This window comes from Algibacter agarivorans (assembly GCF_039543245.1).
Taxonomy (GTDB): Bacteria; Bacteroidota; Bacteroidia; order Flavobacteriales; family Flavobacteriaceae; genus Algibacter_G; species Algibacter_G agarivorans.
Map to the genome: position 1 here is coordinate 140,736 of NZ_BAABJJ010000044.1, position 21,968 is coordinate 162,703.

Sequence of the window (21,968 nt, forward strand, 5' to 3'; positions counted from 1 at the left end):
TGAACCCTCACGCACAAAAAATTAGTTATAAGCCTTGAATTTTCGATTATAAGGGGAGCGTAATATTTTTATCGATTAATAGTTAAAAAGCATTTTTAATCGTCGAAATACATGTTTTTATGTATTTCATCCCCTGTTCAACTAGTTAAAAAGATAAAATGCACATTTCGATGCATAAAAAACCATTAATAAAAATGAAAAATTCTTATATAAACCTGTTTATTATTATCTCTAATTCATTCCCTGTTTAAATGATACCTATTATATTTGCTGAAAATTAAATATCAATGACAGAATTACAACAAATCATAGAGAAAGCTTGGGATAATAGAGAGCTCTTAAAAGAAGAATCCACTACTTCGGCCATAAGAAACGTAATAGATTTATTGGATAAAGGCGAATTAAGAGTTGCTGAACCTACTACCGGAGGTTGGCAGGTTAACGAATGGGTAAAAAAAGCAGTTGTTTTATACTTTCCTATTCAGAAGATGGAAACTATTGAATGTGGTCCTTTAGAGTTCCATGATAAAATTCCATTAAAAAAAGGATATGCTGAAAAAGGAATTCGTGTCGTGCCTCATGCTGTTGCAAGACATGGCGCTTATATTTCTGCTGGCACCATTTTAATGCCTAGTTATGTAAATATTGGTGCTTATGTAGATGAAGGTACCATGGTTGATACTTGGGCTACCGTTGGAAGTTGTGCGCAAATTGGTAAAAATGTGCATTTATCTGGTGGTGTTGGTATTGGTGGGGTTTTAGAACCTCTACAAGCTGCTCCGGTAATTATCGAGGATAATGCCTTTATAGGCTCTCGTTGTATTGTTGTTGAAGGTGTACGTGTTGAGTCTGAAGCTGTTTTAGGAGCAGGTGTAACACTTACAATGAGTACAAAAATTATTGATGTAACTGGGGATGAACCTGTTCAATATAGAGGTAGAGTTCCTGCGCGTTCTGTGGTTATACCTGGGAGTTATGCTAAAGAATTTCCTTCTGGAAGTTATAATGTGCCTTGTGCGCTAATAATAGGTAAGCGTAAAGAGAGTACCAATAAAAAAACATCGCTTAACGATGCACTTCGTGAGCATGATGTAGCGGTTTAAAAAAAGCTGACAGTGTTCAGTCCGCAGTAAGCAGTCTTACCCGGGTGTGGAAAAAGTTGGCAGTAGGCAGTCTTACTCGGGTGTTAAAAAGACTAGCTTTGCTTGTAAGTTTCAAAAAAGTAAATTCTAAATTCCAATTGAAAATTGTTAACATTGGAATTTAGTATTTGGAATTTAAAATATGAAAATTTTAGTAATACAACAGAAAATGATTGGCGATGTGCTAACAAGCAGCATATTGTTTGAAGCACTTCGCCAAAAATTTCCTGATGCTCAGTTAGACTATTTAGTTAATACCCATACCTATCCTGTTGTAGAAAACAATCCCTTCATAGACAATTTCATCTTTTTTACCAAAGAAGAAGAAACTAATAAAAAGGCACTTTTCAAACTTGCTAAATCTACTAAAAATAGACAATATGATACTGTCATAGATGTCTATTCCAAATTTTCAAGTAATCTTATATGTTTGTATTCTGGAGCCAAAACAAAGGTTTCTAAGTATAAGTGGTATACATCTTTTATATATTCTGAAACATTTAAAGAAGAAAAAGCAGCTAAAACAAATGCAGGTCTGGCTATTGAAAACAGATTACAGCTATTAGAACCTATTTTAAATGAAGTGCCACAAATACTTCTACCAAAAATCTATTTAACACCTAAAGAAATTGAGGATTCAAAACAATTCTTGATAAATCATAACGTTGATTTGAATGCGCCTTTGTTTATGATTAGTGTTTTAGGAAGTGCCGATAATAAAACGTATCCATTGCCCTATATGGCAAAACTTATTGATGCCATTGTTGAAAACACTAAAGCTCAAATTTTATTTAATTACATACCAAAACAAGAGGCTCAAGCCAAAGCGCTTTTCAATTTATGCCAAAATACTACACAAAAGCGCATCTTTTTTAATGCCTTTGGAAAAAATTTAAGAGATTTTTTGGCTATTACCAAACACTGCAATGCACTTATTGGTAATGAAGGAGGCGCGGTAAATATGGCTAAAGCTTTAAACATTCCAACGTTTACTGTTTTTTCCCCGTGGATTCAAAAAGATGCTTGGAACATGTTTGAAGATGGGAAAACCCACGTTTCTATTCATCTAAAAGATGTAAAAACAGAACTTTATAAAGGTAAAACTTCTAAAGACCTAAAAAAGAGTGCCTTTATGCTTTATGATACATTCATTCCAGGTATTATCATTCCTAAGATGAAAGATTTTTTAAAAAATCTATAAATTAATCTTTCTCAATCCCGAAAGCTGTTCGTGTCACTTTTTCCTTTTTTGTGACTGCTCTTATTCTTTTATTTTTTTCAATCATTTCAGGTTTCACATAACCTCTAGCATGATCTAAATGCAAACAAATAGCAGAATATCTAATTTGCTTGGCTTTAACACCCATATTAAAAAGGCGCTCTCCTAACTCCCTGTCCTCGCCTCCATACTGCATACGTTCATCATAACCATTAGCTTTAATTATATCTACTTTCCAACCAGAAGCATTATGTCCATTCCATGTGGCTGTTGTTGGTGTAAACTTATTTAGCAATCGTTCTTTAAGCCCTTTGGATGTTATCTTATTATTTTTAAAAGACGACTTTAAACCATGCTCTGTTAACCAATAAATATCAAAACAATGTTGTTGTTCAATATCCTTTTTAGTTATTAACTTGCTAACAGTCATTGGTAATTTAAAATAACCGCCAGATAAAAAATAGCCTTGTTCTCTAAAATCTATATGGGTTTGAAGAAAATCTTTTCGAGCCAAACAATCTCCATCTGTATAAACTAGGTAATCGCTTTTAGTGGCAACAGTAGCCTTATTAAGAATTATTGTTTTTTGAAAACCATTATCTTCATGCCATATATGTTGGATGGGATAAGTAACTTCTTTTTGAATACGCTGAATGAGTTTTTTGGTTTTATCATCAGAGCCATCATCTGCAATAACGACTTCAAAATTTTTGAAACTTTGAAACTCAAAACTCCATAAAACCTTCTCTAACCATTCTGGGTGGTTATAGGTGCTAATAATTACTGATAAATCGAATGTGCTCATTGCAACAAAAATAACTATTTTTACCAAACCATACATGAAATATGATTAAACTATCAGGTGTCATTATTACTTATAATGAATCACGAAATATTGAAAAATGCTTGCAATCCTTAATTTCAGTTGTTGATGAAATTGTGATTGTAGATTCGTTTTCAACTGACAATACTAAATCTATTTGTGCCAAATACAATGTAAAATTTATTGAACAAGAGTTTCTAGGTTATATAGAACAAAAAAACTTTGCGCTTACCCAAGCTTCAAACGATTATATTGTATCTCTTGATGGCGATGAAGCACTTTCTGAAACGCTACAAAAATCTATTATTTCATTAAAAACCAATTGGATTCATAATGGGTATTACTGCAATAGATTTAATAATTTTTGTGGACAATGGATTAAATATTCTGATTGGTATCCGAATAAAAAATTACGTGTTTTTGACAGACGACAATCTAAATGGGAAGGTATAAACCCACATGATAATGTCGTTTTACAAAACCCAAAAGAAAAGGCAGGCTACTTAAAAGGCGATATTTTACATTGGACGTATCAAACGTATTCTGAATTTAATTTAAAGACAGAAAATTTTTCAACCATTTCCGCTAAAGCATACTACGATTTAGGAAAAACAGCACCTTTTTGGAAAATATTATTCAACCCTACTTGGGCATTCTTTAAAGCCTATTTTATACGATTAGGGGTTCTTGATGGTTTAAACGGATTTGTAATTTGTGCTCAAACAGCCAATATTACATTTTTAAAATACACGAAGCTGCGTGAATTGATAAAGAACTCATCTTGATTTTTTCTAAAACTTAAGTTTCTTTTTAAGTCTGCGTTTACGATGGTATTTCTCTTGAAAATCTTCGGTTTCTTGCCACATTAATTTGAATATCCTAGTATAATCTTCGCCCGAACATTTTGCATATTCATCACTCATAACTTCAATCATAGATTTATGAATAGTAAGTTTTGAAAAGTTTTTAATGCGAGTTTCAAAATCTAAAGGTTTAAACTCCATTCGATTTAAATCAACCAAATAAAATTTATAGTTATCATTATTAACTTCAATTAATGTATTGCCAGGCGAATGATCCAAGAAATGCACCTTTTTTTCGTGCAATTGAAACGTAAATCGTGTAAAAGCCCTTAGTATAGCCTCATGATCTGGATAATTAAAATCTGTGGTTAATTCTCTATAGGTTAAATCACAATCTATTTGCTCGCTTATATAATAACTGCTTTTGAATAAAAAAGGTGTCGTAAACTCATAATACCCTATGGGTTGCGGCGTTCCAATATTTAAATCCACTAACCTATTTGCATATTCAAAAGAGCGTTGCGCCTTACTTTTTCTGAAGAATTTATATGCTATTTGATTAATTACATTAGGAACTCGGAACGACTTTACATTTATAGTCAATCCTTCTAAGTCAAATAGTTTAAGAGAATTCCTGTCTTGATTACCAAAAGGAATCCCTGTAGTATCGAAATGGCTTATTATATGGTCTAATAATTGTTTTCGATTAGGGGTTTGTTTTTGAATACGACTGATCTTCCTCATTTTTCAAAAATATAACATTAAAAAAATATAGTCTTACTTTTTATGATTTTTAGTTTTTTAGTTTTTTAGTTTTTTAGTTTTTTAAAAATAAAAATTACATTAATTTGCAGATTAAATAATATCTATGTCGTCTTATCCTAGTTGCTCTTTAATTACTCCAACATATAATTGGCCAGAGGCTTTAGAACTTTTGCTTTTAAGTATAAAAAAGCAATCTCATTTCCCTAATGAAGTTATTATAGCAGATGATGGCTCTAGAAAAGAAACCCAACAACTAATTAAAAAATTTCAAAAAGATTTCCCTGTTCCGTTACATCATGTTTGGCATGAAGACAATAAAAATCAAAAGCCAGCCATAATGAACAAGGCTATTGCCAAAGCCAAATACGACTATATTATTGAAATTGACGGCGATATTATAATGCATAAGAACTTTGTTAAAGACCATCTAAAAATGGCAACAAAAAACACCTTTTTATATGGTAGCAGAGTAAATATTCAAGAAAATTATTTGAACGATTTATTCAAAAAAAAGCAAACTTCTTTTCATTTTTTATCTAAAGGCATCAAAAAACGAGGCAGAACACTTCGCATTCCATTATTGGCAAACTTATATAAAGAAGAAACTACAAGGTCTTCAAAATTAAGAGGCTGTAACATGTCTTTTTGGAGAGACGACTTTATAAAGATTAATGGTTTTAATGAAAATCTTGTAGGTTGGGGCATTGATGATAGCGAGATGATTCAAAGACTATTAAACATTGGCGTGAAAGGAAAACGATTAAAATTCGCAGGTCTTGTTTATCATATTTACCATAAAGAACAAAATAAAAGCCATATTTCTATCAATGAAATTATTGAAAAAGAAACAACCGATAAAAAAATCACTTTTATAGAAAAAGGAATTAATCAATACTTAGACTAATGCAATTTGATGTTTCAATCATATTAATTTAATCATCTTTATTCCACCTTGAAATTCACAATAAATGAAATTAAAAAAAGCTATAGGTAAAATTTTTCCAGTTTTAGACAGTGATAAACGTAAAAAAACAGTTGTCAGAAGTGTATTGGCAAAAAACCAAACGAATAAGGGTGTTGTAAATATTCATCGACATGACAAAAATAATATTGGCGACTACTTCTGTGCTCCACATTTATATTTTGAACAATTACAAAATACAGCTTTAGATATTTCTGATTTCAGATTAAAAAACAAAAGTAAAGTTGCCAATTGGATTGATAAAGTTTCAGATAATAGTTTGATTATTGGCGGTGGTGGTTTATTGAATATAAGATATTTTGAAATGCAGCTTAATTTATTTCAGGAATTAAATAACAAAGGAAAAAAAACAGTTATTTGGGGAGCTGGACATAACGCTATAGATTACAAAAATTTCAATTTGAACCCTAAGTATAATGTTGACATCACAAAATTTGGGTTAGTAGGAACTAGAGATTATAACATGCCAAATGAATGGGTGCCATGTGTAAGTTGCTTACACCCTATATTTGACCAAAAATTTACTGAGGATAAAGAAATCGGGGTTTTATTAGGAAAAAAATCTACTAAAAACAAGATTCTTTTAAATAAAATTAGCTCATATCCTAATACATCAAATATGTCTAGCTTAGAAGAAATGGTTAATTTTATTGGATCGACTAACACATTAGTAACAGATAGTTACCATGCAATGTATTGGGCAATGTTACTAAACAAAAAAGTAATTGTTGTGCCGACTACTTCCAAATTTTTTGACTTTAAATATCAACCTGTGATTTCAAGTTTTGAAAACTTTGAGAATGATTTAAACAAAACACAATCATATTCAGGCATTTTGGAAGAATGTAGAGAAGTAAACCTTAAATTTGCTGATAAAGTTTTTGATTACTTAAATTTATAATGCAAACCGAAATAAATAACGCCCTTAATGTTTTAAAACAAGGAGGGCTCATCCTCTACCACACAGATACCGTTTGGGGAATTGGTTGTGATGCCACAAACCCAGAAGCAGTTAAAAAAATTTATTCTTTAAAACAACGTGAAGACTCCAAAGCATTAATCTGTCTAGTTGCCGATGATCGAATGCTTAAAAAATATGTTAAAAACATTCCCGAAGCTGCTTTAGATATCATTGAAATTAGCGACAAACCAACCACAATTGTTTATGATGATGCTCAAAATTTAGCTTCAAATTTAATTGCTGAAGACAATACAATTGCTATTAGAATCCCTGATGATGAATTTTGCTACCAATTATCAAGAAAACTAAATGGAGCTATTGTATCTACATCCGCGAATATAAGTGGTCAACCCTCTCCTAAATCATTTAAAGAAATAGCCCCAGCCATTTTAAAAGGTGTGGACTATGTTGTAAATTTGCAACGCGAAAAAATCTGTGATAAACCGTCATCTATTATTAAATTAAGTAATAGTGGTATTGTTAAGATTATACGTAAATAGTTTTTAGCCACGAATACACGAATTTATATGTCTAACATAATTTATAAAGATGAAAGTTATGCAATACTTGGAGTTTTGTTTGATGTTTATAATAATCTTGGAAGTGGTTTTTTCTGAAATAGTATATAAAGATGCTTTAGAATATGAGTTTAAATTACTCAATATCCCTTTTAAAAGAGAGAAAGAATTTAGTGTAAAATATAAAGACACTATACTAAAACATAAATTCTATGCAGATTTTGTCTTATTTGATAAAATAATTTTAGAAATAAAATCAGTAGAAAACTTACATGATAAGCATATTTCCCAATGCATAAATTATTTAAAAGTATCTAACTATAAATTATCAATTTTAGCTAATTTTCACAAAGATTTATTAGACCACAAAAGAATCGTTTTATAGAAAATTCGTGAGCTATCGTAGATAGCTATTGGCAATATTTTAAAGAGTGGGTAAGAAAAATTCGTGAATTCGTGGCAATTAAAACACAACATTAAAAAAACATAATCATTCGTGAATTCGTGGCAGCAAAAAAGATGAATTACAAAGAAGCATTACAACATCCCATTTTTAAAATCATTTCTAAATCCGCATTAGAATTAGGGCTAGAAAGCTACGTTATTGGTGGTTTTGTTCGTGATTATATTTTAAAACGAGGCAATGCTAAAGATATAGACGTCGTTGCTATTGGAGATGGTATAAAATTAGCCAAGCAGGTAGCAAAAAATCTTCCTAACACACCTAAAGTCCAAGTTTTTAAAACGTATGGAACCGCCATGTTAAGACATGATGATATCGAAATTGAATTTGTTGGTGCGCGTAAAGAATCTTATACTGAAAATAGCAGAAACCCAGCTGTAGAGCATGGCACTTTAGAAGATGACCAAAACCGACGGGATTTTACTATAAATGCATTAGCTTTAAATTTAAGCGAGGTTGATTTCGGTAATTTAATAGACCCTTTTGATGGTGTTAAAGACTTGGAAAACAAAATCATTCGTACGCCTTTAAACCCAGATATCACATATAGTGATGACCCATTGCGTATGATGCGAGCTATAAGATTTGCAACACAGCTAAACTTTACAATAGAAGAGCAATCATTACAATCTATTACAAATAACAGCCATAGAATTGAAATTATAACTAAAGAGCGCATTGTTACAGAACTTAATAAAATTCTTGAAAGCGAAAAACCATCCATTGGATTTTTATTATTAGAAAAAACAGGTTTATTAGAATATATTTTACCAGAGTTAACCGCTTTAAAAGGTATTGATGAAGTTGAAGGACAACGCCATAAAGACAACTTTTACCATACCTTGGAAGTAGTCGATAACATCTCTAAGAACACAGATGATATTTGGTTACGCTGGGCGGCTTTACTGCATGACATTGGCAAAGCACCAACAAAAAAGTTTAGTAAAAAAGTAGGCTGGACCTTCCATGGGCATGAGTTTGAAGGCTCTAAAATGGTATACCATTTATTTAAAAGGTTAAAAATGCCATTAAATGACAAAATGAAATTCGTGCAAAAAATGGTATTTATGAGTTCTCGTCCTATTGTTTTAGCAGAAGACGTTACAGATTCCGCAGTACGTCGTTTAGTTTTTGATGCTGGTGATTATGTAGATGATTTAATGACGCTCTGTGAAGCAGATATCACTACAAAAAACCCTAAAAAATTCAACAAATACCATAACAATTTTAAAATAGTTCGTGATAAGATTATTGAAGTTGAAGCACGTGATCATGTTCGGAATTTTCAACCACCCATTTCTGGGGAAGAGATCATTGCGACGTTCAATTTAAAACCATCACGTGAAATTGGTATCATTAAAGAAGCTATAAAAGAAGCTATTCTAGAAGGCGATATTCCAAATGAGTATGAAGCAGCATATAAATTGATGTTAGAAAAAGGAAAAAAATTGGGATTGGAACGTGTTAGGAGTTAGGAGTTAGGAGTTAGGAGTTAGGAGTTAGGAGTTAGGAGTTAGGAGTTAGGAGTTAGGAAAGTTAAAAACATCTATTAAATCGGTGTCTAAAAAACCCTGATTTTAAATAAAAGTCAAAAATAAAATTCGTGTTCCCGATAGCTATCGGGACGGGGCAAATAAAATAGATTCCCACCTTCACGGGAATGACAAATATGAAAAAGGATAATAAAAAAGTTATTTATTGGCTACTAACAGGATGCTTCCTCATTTTTATAATGGTTATTATTGGTGGTATTACAAGGTTAACAGATTCTGGTTTGTCTATTTCAAACTATAAACTAATCACTGGAACTATTCCTCCTATTGGCGACCAAGAATGGCAGGAAGCTTTCGATTTATACAAACAACACCCCGAATTTCAAGCCTATAACAATCATTTCAATATTGAAGATTTTAAAAGTATTTATTTCTGGGAGTGGCTTCACCGTGTTATTGGGCGTTCCATTGGCTTAGTATTTATCATTCCTTTTATTTACTTTCTGATTAGAAAACAACTCACAAAAAAAACCATCAAAAAATGTATCCTGCTATTAGTACTTGGAGGCTTCCAAGGGTTTTTAGGCTGGTATATGGTAAAAAGTGGTTTGATAGATGTGCCAGATGTGAGCCATTATCGGTTAGCCGCGCATTTAACAACGGCTTTCATCACCTTTGCAGCAACACTTTGGGTGGCTTTAGATTTACGATATCCTAATAAAAAGTCAATTCAAATTAAATTTAGAAATCTTATTATTTGGAGTTATTTAATCTTAATTATTCAAATAATCTACGGTGCTTTTATTGCGGGGTTAAAAGCAGGTTTGGTTCATAACCACTGGCCCTTAATGAACGAAAGCAAATTTATGCACCATACTGTTTATGTGCTAGAACCATTTTACAAAAACCTTATCGAAAACCCTAGTGGCATCCAGTTTATCCATAGAACACTAGCCTATATAGTTGTTGTTTTCATTCTCATAATTTGGTTTAAAGCACGTAAAATGTCGCTTACAGCCCTACAATCAAAAAGTATTAATGCTTTATTGATTTTGGTTGGTCTTCAGTTTGTTTTAGGTGTATTTACAATAATATACGCAGTTCCTTTGTGGTTGGGTGTTGCGCATCAAATAGCTGCTTTTTTCTTATTAAGCGCTATGACATTTACATTACATCGATTTTCTAAATAATTCAAAAAAAGTCTACCTTTGTAGCATAATATATTACTGATGATTTACAGATTTAGAGTTATACTTGATAATGATACCGAAGATGATGTTTTTCGTGATTTAGAAATCCGAGAAACAGACACACTTGAAGATTTGCATAATATCATCACGCAATCCTTTGGGTTTGATGGCACCGAAATGGCTTCGTTTTATTTAAGTGATGATCAATGGAATCAAGGTGAAGAAATTTCATTGTTCGATATAAGTGACGGATCACCGGCGCGCTTAATGAACGAAACTGCTATAAATGATGTGGCTCATGAAATGAAGCCAAAACTCATTTATGTTTATGACTTTTTAAGCATGTGGACCTTTTATGTTGAATTGGCTGAAATTGTTGATGAAGCCGAAGGTCATGACTACCCCAACCTCATGTTCGTGCAAGGCCAAGTACCTGACACGGCTCCAGAAAAACTATTTGAAGCTGATACCGATGACCTTTTTGATGAGTTTGAAGATAGCATTGACGTAGATGATTACGACAATTTAGATTTTGACGAAAACTGGAATTAATATATTCTAACGATTTAAGTTCAATAAATTTACATTCTCATAGTTACGTGTTATGAATTCTAAAGAATATTTTAGGATATCCCCCATGTTTTTACTGCGCTTAAAATTCACATCATGTGTATAATCAAAAATGGTCATTTTTAATAAATCTATATGTTCTTTTTTAGAAATGTTATCTTGCTCCATACTATCCATTAGTCTACCAACTCTTTTCTGAAAACTTTTTAATCGTTTTACTAAAACAGACCGCTCTTCCGTTTTGTATTGATCTATAGATAATTTCTGAATATTGTTTGACACGAGCTTTACCATTTCAAAGTTTTCTTTAAAAAACTGAGGCCTGTAAATGTTAAACTTCCCTTCATAAGACTGCTGATCAAAATCAATAGCTCTGATTTTATAAACTACCTTATCAAAATCATGAGTTGGAACAATAACATAATTATAAGAGCGCATATCACCCAAAAGCCTAATCATACAACGCTCATTGAACTTAACAAACTCTTTAGCTATTTGAGATTTTTCAGTCTTACTACATCCCGGAAGCATATTTTTTATAAATTCATCTCCTGGTATACCTGCTATATGCTCTTCAATTAAGGTGTTTTCATGTACCAAAAAATTCAAATTATATGGAGATAACATATGTTCAAGTTCTAAACCATAAACCCGGGAAGCATCTGCAACTTTTACATAGAAATACGTAGTATTATCATTTAAAATATTTCTAATTTTAATCCTAAAAGGCTTTGAATTTCCAAAAGTGCAATAATCAATAGCATCAACATTTAAAAACGGTAGTATATTCTCATTTCCATCAGAGTGAAAAATAGTATATACCTTCTTTAAAGATAAATCAATCTCTTCCCTTTCATATTCATTATAATAAACCCGAATCCAAAGTGTATCGTTATCGTCTTTATCATAAACAACAATAGACCCCTGAAAACGCAATAAGTCTTCATAGAAAATAGGAATCTGTACAATTCTATTATACCTTGATAGATAGTTACTTAATTTTGGTGTTATTGGAAACGAAGGTTTTCGTTTAGATATTTTTAAATCTTGCATAGGTGTAAAGTTAATCAAAGTAAAGAAAATTTCTTCGATTTAATTCCCGCTTTCGCGAGAAAGACAATTTCAACGGAAACCTCAACATTACTATTGAGGATTTTTTTTCATTTTAATGCTTTTATTGAAAAGGTTGTAACAAAAATTAAAGACAATCGTCATACTTTAATAACTAACCCTGTTAATATCTATAATTAGCATTTAAAACCAATACCGTTTGGAACCTATACTTACAATTAATAACCTTACTAAAAAATTTGGGTACTTAACCGCTGTAAAAGACTTATCGTTTACTATAAACAAAGGTAATGTTTATGGTATTTTAGGGCCAAACGGAAGTGGGAAATCTACAACTCTTGGCATTGTTTTAAATGTTGTAAATAAAACTGAAGGTAATTTTCATTGGTTTGATGGCAACACCTCAACCCATGATGCCTTAAAAAAAGTAGGCGCTATTATTGAGCGTCCTAATTTTTACCCTTATATGACGGCTACACAAAACCTAAAATTGGTTTGTAAAATTAAAGGTGTAGATTATAGTAAAATAGATGAAAAGCTTGAAATCGTTGGTTTACATGAACGGAAAGATAGTAAATTCAGAACCTATTCTTTAGGGATGAAACAGCGCTTAGCCATTGCCTCTGCCCTATTAAACGACCCGGAAATATTAATTCTTGATGAACCCACAAACGGCTTAGACCCACAAGGTATCCATCAAATTAGAGAGATTATTAAGCAAATAGCTGCTAAAGGCACAACTATTTTATTAGCATCACATTTGCTAGATGAAGTTGAAAAAGTTTGCTCGCATGTGGTAGTACTTCGTAAAGGTGTGAAACTATATTCTGGTAGAGTTGATGAAATGATTTCTAGCCATGGGTTTTTCGAATTAAAATCGGATAATGAATCTGAATTGATCCAATTACTGGAAAATCATAAATCCTTCGGGAAAATCAACGTTAAAGATAATTTGGTAACCGCGTTTTTAAATGAGCCTATGAAATCTAGTAATCTTAATAAATTCTTATTCGAAAAAGGTATTATCCTGACCCATTTGGTACAACGTAAAGAAAGTTTAGAAGAACAGTTTTTACAACTAACCAATAACAATCAAAACTAGCCACATGTTACGACTTTTAAATTTAGAATTACAAAAATTATTACTAAACAGAACTAGTAAAATACTCATTTTTGTATCGTTTATTTTACCTTTTTTCGTAATCCTCCTATCGTCTTTAAAAATTAATGTTTTTGGTTTTTTTACTTTAGAATTAGGCGAGCTAGGCATTTTTAACTTTCCTATAATATGGCATTTAACCACCTTTTTTGCATCACAATTCAAATTCTTTTTTGCTATAGTTGTGGTGAGTATGATTGGTAATGAATACAGCAACAAAACCATTAAACAAAACCTTATTGATGGGTTAAGCAAAAAAGAGTTTATTTTATCAAAGTTTTATACTATTATATTCTTTTCACTAGTATCAACTATACTGATTAGCTTGATTTCTTTTTGTATAGGCTTATATTATTCTAGCTACACTGAGGCATCCATAATTTTTAGAGAAACCGAGTTTTTAATGGCTTACTTCATTAAATTAATCGCCTTTTTTAGTTTGTGTTTGTTTTTTGGAATGTTAGTTAAGCGTTCCGCATTTGCCTTGGCATTCTTATTTATTCTTTACATATTAGAATGGATTATTTTTGGTTTACTGGCATGGAAATTAGATACTGGTTTAGCTGAAAAAATTCAAAATTTCTTTCCACTCAAATCTATGTATAAATTAATAGACCAACCATTTCAGCGTATAGCCATGACCAAGTTCCCTGATAAAGCGGATTTAATATACGACTACGGCGTACATTGGCATGAATTTGTTATAGTAATTGGCTGGACTGCCCTATTTATCTTTTTATCGTATAGATTATTAAAAAAGCGAGATTTGTGATATCTTTGTTAGCTTTTGCTAATGAAAAATGAAAAAGACTTTAATATTCATAATATTCTGTATTATTGGGTTACATACTTTTTCCCAAAATGAAGCCTCAAATTGGTATTTTGGTGAAAATGCCGGTATAAAGTTTAACGTTTTTACTGGTGGGGTCACGTTTCTTGCCGATGGTAAAATAAATACTCGCGAAGGTTGCGCTTCAATTTCAGATTCAAATGGCCAGTTGCTATTTTATACAGACGGCACAACGGTTTACAACTCGCTTCATGAAGTTATGCCCAATGGAACTGGTTTGTTAGGTGATGAGTCTAGTACTCAATCAGCAATAGTTGTCCCTAAGCCAAATGAACCAAATATTTACTACATTTTTACTGTTGGCTCAAACCAAACCAATACTGGTCTTAACTATTCTATTGTCGATGTTTTAGCAAACTCAGGAAATGGGGAAGTAAAAAACAAAAACACTAATTTAATTACAAATTGTGCAGAAAAAATATCTGCAGTAGTTAAAGATTGTGATACAAAGTCCATATGGGTCATCACCCTCTCAACTGCATCAGGTATTATAAACCGTAGCTCTTTATTAAATACATTTTACGCTTATGAAATTAATGGGACAGGTGTTAATTCCGTTCCTGTAAAAAGTACATTGCCTATCGATATTTTTGATTCTCGTGGATATTTAAAACTATCACCTAGTGGTACAAAATTAGCCTGTGCCAATGTTACTTCTGGGTTGTATTTATTTGATTTTGATTCTGATACTGGCATAGTTAGCAAACCCCAACTTCTCAACATAAACAACATTAATGATAAACCTTATGGAATTGAATTTTCACCAAATAGTGAGTTGTTATATGTTACCTCTACAAATGATTTTTTTGATAGAACAGAACCTTCAAACAATAACATTCCTTCAAACCATAATTCAATTCTATTACAATATAATTTAAAAGCAACAGATATTGTAAACAGTCAAGTTATCTTAGATAGTAGAGATTTATATCGTAGCGCATTACAACTTGGTCCTAATGGAAAAATATATAGGTCCTTAAGCACAACCTATGACATAGGCTTTAATGGGTTAGGTGCTATTAATAACCCAAATTTATTAGGAACTGTTGCTTCTTACCAACATAACGCCATAAATTTAGGAACAAACAACTCTACTCAAGGACTCCCGCCCTTTATAGCTTCCTTTTTTAATGAACAAATAGACATCATAAAAAATGGGAATTCAACATCCTACTTGCCATTATGCGAAAATGATACTTATACATTAGTTGCAGATATTATTCCTGGTTCAAAATATATTTGGACACGTGATAATATCCTGCTACCTGAATCTGACTTTGATCTAGTTGTTACTGAAAGTGGAGCTTATAAAGTTGTAATAGAACCGTTAGGAAACGTTATCACTAATTCATGTGGGCTTCCTCAAGGTCAAGCAAAAATAGAGTTCTTCGAATATCCACAGGCACTAGATGCTACATTGTTGCAATGCGATTTAGATTTAAGTTCAGTAGGTATAACAACTTTCAATTTAACAGAAGCTAATGAAATGACAACCAATCCATCTGATGATATAACGGTAACATTTCACAATACTCCAGATGATGCTATAAGTGGTATTAATGCCATTCTAAATCCAGAAACATACGAAAACAAGCAACCAAATGAAGTATTGTATACTCGTGTAACTCATGATCTGAGTGGATGTTTTGAAACCGCCACCCTCATTTTAGGTGTTAGCAATACTCAAGTACCCACATATACAGCAAAACCTATTTGTGATGAAATAGATTCTCCTGATGGAATCAATTTAATTCAGCTTGAACCTTATGTAACTGAAATAGCAAACACCTTACTTATTCCTATTAGTGATATTAGAGTTAAATTTTATGCGAATCTTAATGATGCGCTGTTAGAAGAAAATAAAATTCAAGAATACCGAAATACAACACCATATTCTCAATTTCTATATTATAGAGTGGAAACGATAAGTAATAATGAATGTTATGGTATTAACGAAATAGAATTAATCATTGATAAATTACCAGAAATCATTGAAAACCAGACTATATATTACTGTTTGAATAAATTTCCCGAAACCATTTCCATTGATGCTGGGCTTATAAGCGACTCTACTAATAACTATACTTATAATTGGCTACATGGAGAAAGAGATTATGAGATTCAAATAAACCAACCTGGAACGTATACAGTAGCTGTTACAAATACTAATGGCTGCTCTAAAACAAGAACGGTTATTGTTGAACCCTTAAACACAGCTACGTTTAGCACCCCTCCTTATGATATAAATGATTTTTCTTCAAACAACTCGATTACCGTTTTTATTAATGAAGACAGTCAAGACGTCTTCCAGTTTGCTTTATTAGATGAAGATAACCTAATATATAGGGATTTTCAAGACAGTAATGTATTTGAAAATATTTCTGCTGGAATATATACAATTAATGTGAAAGAAATCAAAAACGATTGTGGCATTACTCCATTACCCGTCTCCGTTGTTGGTTTCCCAAAGTTCTTTACTCCTAATAATGATGGCATACATGACACTTGGCAGATATTAGGTGTTTCTAGCATGTTTCAACCCAATACTAAAATTCAAATTTTTAATCGTTATGGTAAATTAATAAAGGAGCTAGCCCCTTTAGGTGAAGGATGGAACGGTTTAATGAATGGCAATAAACTGCCTGCTGATGATTATTGGTTTTCAATAAGACTACAAGATGGCAGAATTTTTAAAAATCATTTTACTTTAAAATATTAAAGCCAAAAAACTAAATAAAATGCATTTAATCTAATATTTTTGCATTTCATCTGAAAAACATTTACTTTTCGCCTGAAATTAAACCAAACTATCGGTAAAATTTTTGCCAAAAAGAATCTAAAGAAAAACACCTACGAATTATGAGATTTATTTACTATATCTTATTCCTATTTTTTTGCAGCAGCAATTTTGTGTTTTCGCAGCAAATATCTGTAGATGATACTATTGGTTTACAGCCCCTTATAGAAAACAATCTAGTTAAAGGTTGTGTAGACGTTACTAATATAACCTCCGTAATTAACGGAAATTCATTTGGTTTTCCAAGTTATGCCTATTTTGAAAGAGGCAATTCAAATTTTCCTTTTGAGAATGGTATTATGCTTTCAACAGGTGGAGCTGCTTCTGGAGGAAATGCTATAAGAACACCTACACTTAGCGAAGGATCTACAACCTGGGGTTCTGACCTCGATTTAGAAGCTGCTTTGGGCACAACAAATGCTTATATTAATGCAACCTCTATAGAATTTGACTTTGTATCGATTTCAAATCAATTCCAATTTAATTACTTATTAGCTTCTGAAGAATATTTTGGTATTAACCCATGCCAGTTTTCAGATGGCTTTGCCTTTCTTATAAAAGAAGCTGGAAGTCCGGCACCTTATCAGAATATCGCATTGATTCCAGGTACTTCAACTCCTGTTAACACAAGTACCATACATGATGTTAGCGCAAACACCATCAATTGCGAACCACAAAACAGTGAGTTTTTTGACGGATATAATGTTGGAGATACAAATTACAATGGTAGAACAACTGTTTTAACAGCTTCAGGAAATATTCTACCTAATGTAACCTATCATATTAAATTAGTTATTGCGGATCAAACGGATAACACTTTTGACAGTGCCGTATTTATTGAAGGTGATAGTTTCAAAATTTTAGATTTAGGGCAAGATATTACAACCTGTGCCAGTTCTGTAACTCTAAATGCAGATATACAAAACCCTTTAGCATCTTATGCTTGGTATTTTAATAATACCTTAATTGGTGGAGCCGTTGGTGCTACACATGATGCGCTACAAGATGGTACTTATAGAGTTGAAGTATCAGTACCTATAAATGGCACCAACTGTGTTGAAGAAGATGACATTGTTGTGGTTCTAAACACAGAAGAGCCTATTGCACCTATAACAAATTACGAATTATGTGATGATACATCTGGCGATGGCATAGAACTATTTGACCTATCAACTAAAGATGCAGAACTCATAGTCAACATAGAAAATATACCTTTTACAAATTACACCTTTAGTTATCACCTATCCGATAATGAAGCTCGGAATAATTTAAACCCTATAACCACACCTATACCTAATACAACAAATCCACGCCCAATTTTTGTTAGAGTAACCGATTTGGATGGTAATTGTTTTGCCTACACAAGTTTTGATTTAATAGTTAATCCAATTCCAAATATAGTAACACCAACGCCTATGGAAATTTGCGATGGCGATGATAATCCTGATGGTTTTGCCATAATTGACTTAACACAAAAAGATGATGAAATAACATCGGGTGATAGCAACCTATTTGTAACCTATCATTACAACCCATTAGATGTTAGCACAGGGAACAACCCCATACCAACGCCATATATCAATACCAATACACCAGATGAATTAGTATATGTTAGAATTGTTGATACCACTACTGGATGTGTTAACACAACAACCTTAGACGTTAATATAACGGTTAGCCCTATAGTTAATAGAGATACACAATATATTGATGCCTGTGATACAGACCTAGATGGTAATGCTAATTTTGATTTAACCCAAGTAATTGGGGACATCCTAAATGGTTTAACAGGTGTTAATACAACCTTCCACACCACCTTTGATGATGCAGAAATGGATATTAACGCCATTGCAGACGAAACAAATTATCAATATACCAATGCCGTTATAGAACCAGGTTCAGCAACCGTATATTTAAGAGTTGAAGACAACACCACAGGATGTGCTACCATTGCTCCTTTTGAAATACACACTAATTTATTACTAACGGGAACAGATACTGGTGATTTTGCACTGTGTGATGATAATGATAACGGTACTGATACTTTAGACTTTAATTTAAATACTGTTGAAACCTATATTGCAAACGATTTACCCAACACCATAACAGTAACATTTTATGAAACTGAGGACGATAGAAATAATAGCAATAACCCTTTAGATAAATCTCAAGTTTACTCAGCAGTAAGCCCTCAAACTTTATTTGTAAGTATTAATGATGGCAATTGTAGTGAAGATACAGAAATCACTTTATTAGTAAACCCCGTACTTTTATTTGGTAATGTTGTTCTACCCTATTGTGATGATGATGACGATGGTATTGCCAGTATTGATTTAGCTTCTTTAGATGATACCATAACAGCTGGAAATCCAAATTTCACAGTAACTTATTTTGATGATCTTACGGAGGCACAAAACAATAATACGGCAAATCAACTACCTCCATTTTATAACAATACCAATGCTATTGAAACATTGTATGCGCGTATAGAAAGTATAAACTCGGGGTGCTCTACAGTTAACCCTTTTCAAATTGAAGTACTCACAGCCCCAACAACCACGCAACCTATAAATGAGGTGATATGTGACAATTTTGATGGAAACCCTGATGGATTTTCAATTATTAATCTTGAAACTAAAATTGATGAGGCTGTATCAAATAACAGAACAGGTTTTAATATTGATGTATTTACATCATTTAATGATGCCGATGCCAATATAAACCCCATTCCTGCAGCAGATAGACCGGATTACAACACTGACACTCAAACACTGTTTATACGTATAGAAGATAACATTAGCGGAACAGGATGCTACTCAATAGTTGCTTTTGAAGCCATTATAAATACTGTTCCAATTATACCAACAGACATTATATTTCAAATTTGTGAAGATGATGGTGATAGTTTTGCTGACTTTTTACTAGTCGATACAGATGATGACATTTTAAACGGACAAACAGGTAAAGAAGTATTTTATTTTGAAGATGAAATTGATGCTACCAGTGGAAACTTAGCAAACGCTATAGATAAAAATAATGTTTACAGAAATACCTCTGGGACACAACTTATATTTGTACGCGTCCATAATATTACAGATACAGATTGTTTTGATACTGCTGAAATTACATTACAAGTATCCCCAGACCCCATTTACGACCCAATAATGGATTTTCTGGTATGCGACGATGCTACTAACGATGGTCTTAATGAATTCAATTTAGAAGAAAAAGCTAATGAAATTAAAGCAACCTCGCCAGACGTACTTAATATTTCATTTCATCTATCAACTCAAGAAGCTGAGGATAATACAAATCCTTTAGGAACAACATATACAAATATCACTAATCCACAATCACTTTATATTAGAATTGAAAGTGATTTTTCTTTTTGTTATGTGGTAGAAGAAATAGGCATTAACATTGTTTCTGCACCAGATATTACTGATGTATCGGCGCCTTTAACAAATTGCGATGCGGATTATGATGGTATAACGTCTTTTGATTTAACTACAGCCGATTTTCAAATCCTTGATAGAGTTCAAAGTAATCTGTCTACAAATTATTTTGAAAACATGACGGATATTAATCCAGATGATGGTTTAGATAATATAAATGAAATTACAGACCCAACAAACTTCCTTTCAAATACACAAACTGTTTATATAAAAGTAGCAAACAGCTTAACAGGATGTTTTAGTATCATTCCATTAGAACTCATAGTCAATCTACCTCCAGTAATTAACACTATTGCCACAATTGCTATTTGTGATAATGGTACGGATACTTACGACCTATCATTGGTAAACAACATGATTGTTAATGACACATCTTTAGTGAACATATCGTATCATAATAACGCAAATGATGCAGAAAATAATCTTTCACTATTAAATAATATATACAATTACACTGCTAGTAGTCACATTATTTATATAAGAGTTTCAGATACTACCACAGGTTGTTATATAGTGTCGCCATTTACGCTTCAAATAAACCCAAATCCAGTAGCAACAACACCGCAAGATTTAACAAATTGTGATGACGATTTTGATGGCGTTTTTGCATTTACTCTGTCTGATAACACGAATGCCATTTTAGGCGCAGAAGACCCTAGTCAGTTTACCGTAACCTACTATAATGATTTAAGAGAGGCTGAAGCAAAAACAAACCCACTGAATAATTTACATTCTGCTGAAGATGGAGATACCGTGTATGCCAGACTAGAAAATAATAATACAGGATGTTATGACACCACACAGTTTAACACAATTGTATACCCACTACCTATAATTCCGATTAATGATATTGTGCCCCTATGTCTTGATGATTTACCACTATTCGTAAATGCTGATACAGGTGTTTCTGGCGAAACCTATTTATGGTCTACAACTATAAACCCTCGCGAAAATAATAGTACAAATTCTCTAATACAAATTAACCCAACAGAATTAGGAGAATATACTGTAACAGTTACATCACCTGATGGTTGTCCTGTCCAAAAAACATTTGAAGTTAGAGAATCAGAACAGGCAGAAATAACATTCACATCAGTAGTCAATTTTACAGACCCAAATAGAATCACAGTAGATATTAACTCAAGCAGAATAGGAAACTATGTCTATATCTTAGATGGTGGAGAACCACAAATATCTAACATTTTTGATAATGTAACTTTTGGCAGACATACCGTAACCGTTAGAGATTTAAATGGATGTTTGGATGAAACAAAAGATGTTTTTGTTTTCGACATTCCTAAATTTGTAACACCAAATGATGATAGCTATTATGATACTTGGCACATTATTGGGGCAAATCAATTAGCAGGAACCATAGTGTATATTTATAACAGACATGGTAAACTTTTAAAAACCTTAGCACATACATCTATTGGTTGGGATGGCACTTTTAATGGACAAAACATGCCTTCTGACGATTATTGGTTTGTTGCAAAAATTGTAGATTTAGAAGGTAATGCATTTGATATCAAAGGGCATTTTGCTTTAAAACGATAATTCCTTTCAACACATCAACAGAAGTTTAAATCATTTCATCTTAAAAAAATAAACCTTTTTCAATTTCCGAAGTCTAACTTAATTAAATGTCATATTTTCGTAATTGGCTCCAGATTGAGACCAATTGAAGTGTAAACTTTTAATTGATAA

17 protein-coding genes are annotated in these 21,968 nt (G+C 32.3%); 14 read left to right on the forward strand and 3 right to left on the reverse strand.

Translation table 11 applies throughout. The annotated features are described in order from the left end of the window. Positions 1–287: 287 nt before the first annotated feature. Positions 288–1,103 carry a 2,3,4,5-tetrahydropyridine-2,6-dicarboxylate N-succinyltransferase gene (locus ABD935_RS15570; protein ID WP_345193629.1) on the forward strand — a complete coding sequence of 272 codons (816 nt, stop codon included), beginning with the start codon at positions 288–290 and terminating at the stop codon, positions 1,101–1,103. A 181-nt stretch (positions 1,104–1,284) separates the two neighbouring features. Next, positions 1,285–2,343: a glycosyltransferase family 9 protein gene (locus tag ABD935_RS15575; protein ID WP_345193632.1), complete on the forward strand. Its 1,059-nt coding sequence runs from the start codon at positions 1,285–1,287 to the stop codon at positions 2,341–2,343. Between the two features lies 1 nt (position 2,344). On the opposite strand, the gene ABD935_RS15580 is transcribed toward ABD935_RS15575, so the two are convergent. Beyond that, entirely contained in the window at positions 2,345–3,166 is an 822-nt protein-coding gene (locus tag ABD935_RS15580) for a glycosyltransferase family 2 protein (RefSeq protein ID WP_345193634.1), read from the reverse strand. Positions 3,167–3,207: 41 nt separating this feature from the next. On the opposite strand from ABD935_RS15580, the gene ABD935_RS15585 reads away from it, so the two are divergent. Further along, positions 3,208–3,969: a glycosyltransferase family 2 protein gene (locus tag ABD935_RS15585; RefSeq protein WP_345193637.1), complete on the forward strand. Its 762-nt coding sequence runs from the start codon at positions 3,208–3,210 to the stop codon at positions 3,967–3,969. A 6-nt stretch (positions 3,970–3,975) separates the two neighbouring features. Here the strand turns inward: ABD935_RS15585 and ABD935_RS15590 are convergent, their stop codons facing one another. Beyond that, positions 3,976–4,731: a lipopolysaccharide kinase InaA family protein gene (locus ABD935_RS15590; protein WP_345193639.1), complete on the reverse strand. Its 756-nt coding sequence runs from the start codon at positions 4,729–4,731 to the stop codon at positions 3,976–3,978. Positions 4,732–4,855: 124 nt separating this feature from the next. Here ABD935_RS15590 and ABD935_RS15595 point away from each other — a divergent pair, with 124 nt between their 5' ends. The 7 genes from ABD935_RS15595 (at position 4,856) to ABD935_RS15625 (ending at position 10,911) form a co-directional block, all read left to right on the forward strand. Then, the gene (locus ABD935_RS15595; RefSeq protein WP_345193641.1) at positions 4,856–5,656 is read left to right on the forward strand and encodes a glycosyltransferase family 2 protein; all 801 of its coding nucleotides are present in this window, start codon (positions 4,856–4,858) and stop codon (positions 5,654–5,656) included. Between the two features lie 64 nt (positions 5,657–5,720). Beyond that, positions 5,721–6,635 (forward strand): polysaccharide pyruvyl transferase family protein, encoded by a 915-nt coding sequence (locus ABD935_RS15600; protein ID WP_345193643.1) that lies wholly within the window; start codon positions 5,721–5,723, stop codon positions 6,633–6,635. After that, positions 6,635–7,195, forward strand: coding sequence for an L-threonylcarbamoyladenylate synthase (locus tag ABD935_RS15605; protein ID WP_345193645.1), 561 nt, complete (start codon positions 6,635–6,637; stop codon positions 7,193–7,195). Before ABD935_RS15600 ends, ABD935_RS15605 begins: the two co-directional genes overlap by 1 nt. Positions 7,196–7,244: 49 nt before the next feature. Then, complete coding sequence (locus ABD935_RS15610; RefSeq protein WP_345193647.1) at positions 7,245–7,598, forward strand: GxxExxY protein; 354 nt, start codon at positions 7,245–7,247, stop codon at positions 7,596–7,598. A gap of 134 nt (positions 7,599–7,732) precedes the next feature. Beyond that, complete coding sequence (locus tag ABD935_RS15615; protein WP_345193649.1) at positions 7,733–9,151, forward strand: CCA tRNA nucleotidyltransferase; 1,419 nt, start codon at positions 7,733–7,735, stop codon at positions 9,149–9,151. Between the two features lie 194 nt (positions 9,152–9,345). Beyond that, positions 9,346–10,359 carry a COX15/CtaA family protein gene (locus ABD935_RS15620; RefSeq protein WP_345193651.1) on the forward strand — a complete coding sequence of 338 codons (1,014 nt, stop codon included), beginning with the start codon at positions 9,346–9,348 and terminating at the stop codon, positions 10,357–10,359. Between the two features lie 39 nt (positions 10,360–10,398). Next, entirely contained in the window at positions 10,399–10,911 is a 513-nt protein-coding gene (locus tag ABD935_RS15625; RefSeq protein ID WP_345193654.1) for an IS1096 element passenger TnpR family protein, read from the forward strand. A 6-nt stretch (positions 10,912–10,917) separates the two neighbouring features. Here the strand turns inward: ABD935_RS15625 and ABD935_RS15630 are convergent, their stop codons facing one another. Next, a complete protein-coding gene (locus tag ABD935_RS15630; RefSeq protein ID WP_345193656.1) occupies positions 10,918–11,982 on the reverse strand; it encodes a hypothetical protein in 1,065 nt (354 codons plus the stop codon). Positions 11,983–12,199: 217 nt separating this feature from the next. Between ABD935_RS15630 and ABD935_RS15635 the strand changes: the two genes are divergently transcribed. The 4 genes from ABD935_RS15635 (at position 12,200) to ABD935_RS15650 (ending at position 21,818) form a co-directional block, all read left to right on the forward strand. Next, complete coding sequence (locus ABD935_RS15635; RefSeq protein WP_345193657.1) at positions 12,200–13,102, forward strand: ABC transporter ATP-binding protein; 903 nt, start codon at positions 12,200–12,202, stop codon at positions 13,100–13,102. A gap of 4 nt (positions 13,103–13,106) precedes the next feature. Next, the gene (locus ABD935_RS15640) at positions 13,107–13,931 is read left to right on the forward strand and encodes an ABC transporter permease (protein WP_345193659.1); all 825 of its coding nucleotides are present in this window, start codon (positions 13,107–13,109) and stop codon (positions 13,929–13,931) included. 28 nt (positions 13,932–13,959) lie between these two features. Further along, positions 13,960–16,728 (forward strand): T9SS type B sorting domain-containing protein, encoded by a 2,769-nt coding sequence (locus ABD935_RS15645; RefSeq protein WP_345193662.1) that lies wholly within the window; start codon positions 13,960–13,962, stop codon positions 16,726–16,728. A gap of 140 nt (positions 16,729–16,868) precedes the next feature. Then, on the forward strand, positions 16,869–21,818 hold the full coding sequence (locus ABD935_RS15650; protein ID WP_345193664.1) for a choice-of-anchor L domain-containing protein: 4,950 nt from the start codon (positions 16,869–16,871) through the stop codon (positions 21,816–21,818). The last annotated feature ends 150 nt before the right edge of the window (positions 21,819–21,968 follow it).

Coding starts and splice junctions, on each gene's coding strand:
- ABD935_RS15625 (WP_345193654.1), top strand. CDS start 10,399: ATGATTTACAGATTTAGAGTTATACTTGATAATGATACCGAAGATGAT.
- ABD935_RS15640 (WP_345193659.1), top strand. CDS start 13,107: ATGTTACGACTTTTAAATTTAGAATTACAAAAATTATTACTAAACAGA.
- ABD935_RS15610 (WP_345193647.1), top strand. CDS start 7,245: ATGAAAGTTATGCAATACTTGGAGTTTTGTTTGATGTTTATAATAATC.
- ABD935_RS15605 (WP_345193645.1), top strand. CDS start 6,635: ATGCAAACCGAAATAAATAACGCCCTTAATGTTTTAAAACAAGGAGGG.
- ABD935_RS15595 (WP_345193641.1), top strand. CDS start 4,856: ATGTCGTCTTATCCTAGTTGCTCTTTAATTACTCCAACATATAATTGG.
- ABD935_RS15575 (WP_345193632.1), top strand. CDS start 1,285: ATGAAAATTTTAGTAATACAACAGAAAATGATTGGCGATGTGCTAACA.
- ABD935_RS15645 (WP_345193662.1), top strand. CDS start 13,960: ATGAAAAAGACTTTAATATTCATAATATTCTGTATTATTGGGTTACAT.
- ABD935_RS15600 (WP_345193643.1), top strand. CDS start 5,721: ATGAAATTAAAAAAAGCTATAGGTAAAATTTTTCCAGTTTTAGACAGT.
- ABD935_RS15615 (WP_345193649.1), top strand. CDS start 7,733: ATGAATTACAAAGAAGCATTACAACATCCCATTTTTAAAATCATTTCT.
- ABD935_RS15650 (WP_345193664.1), top strand. CDS start 16,869: ATGAGATTTATTTACTATATCTTATTCCTATTTTTTTGCAGCAGCAAT.
- ABD935_RS15585 (WP_345193637.1), top strand. CDS start 3,208: ATGATTAAACTATCAGGTGTCATTATTACTTATAATGAATCACGAAAT.
- ABD935_RS15590 (WP_345193639.1), bottom strand. CDS start 4,731: ATGAGGAAGATCAGTCGTATTCAAAAACAAACCCCTAATCGAAAACAA.
- ABD935_RS15570 (WP_345193629.1), top strand. CDS start 288: ATGACAGAATTACAACAAATCATAGAGAAAGCTTGGGATAATAGAGAG.
- ABD935_RS15620 (WP_345193651.1), top strand. CDS start 9,346: ATGAAAAAGGATAATAAAAAAGTTATTTATTGGCTACTAACAGGATGC.
- ABD935_RS15630 (WP_345193656.1), bottom strand. CDS start 11,982: ATGCAAGATTTAAAAATATCTAAACGAAAACCTTCGTTTCCAATAACA.
- ABD935_RS15580 (WP_345193634.1), bottom strand. CDS start 3,166: ATGAGCACATTCGATTTATCAGTAATTATTAGCACCTATAACCACCCA.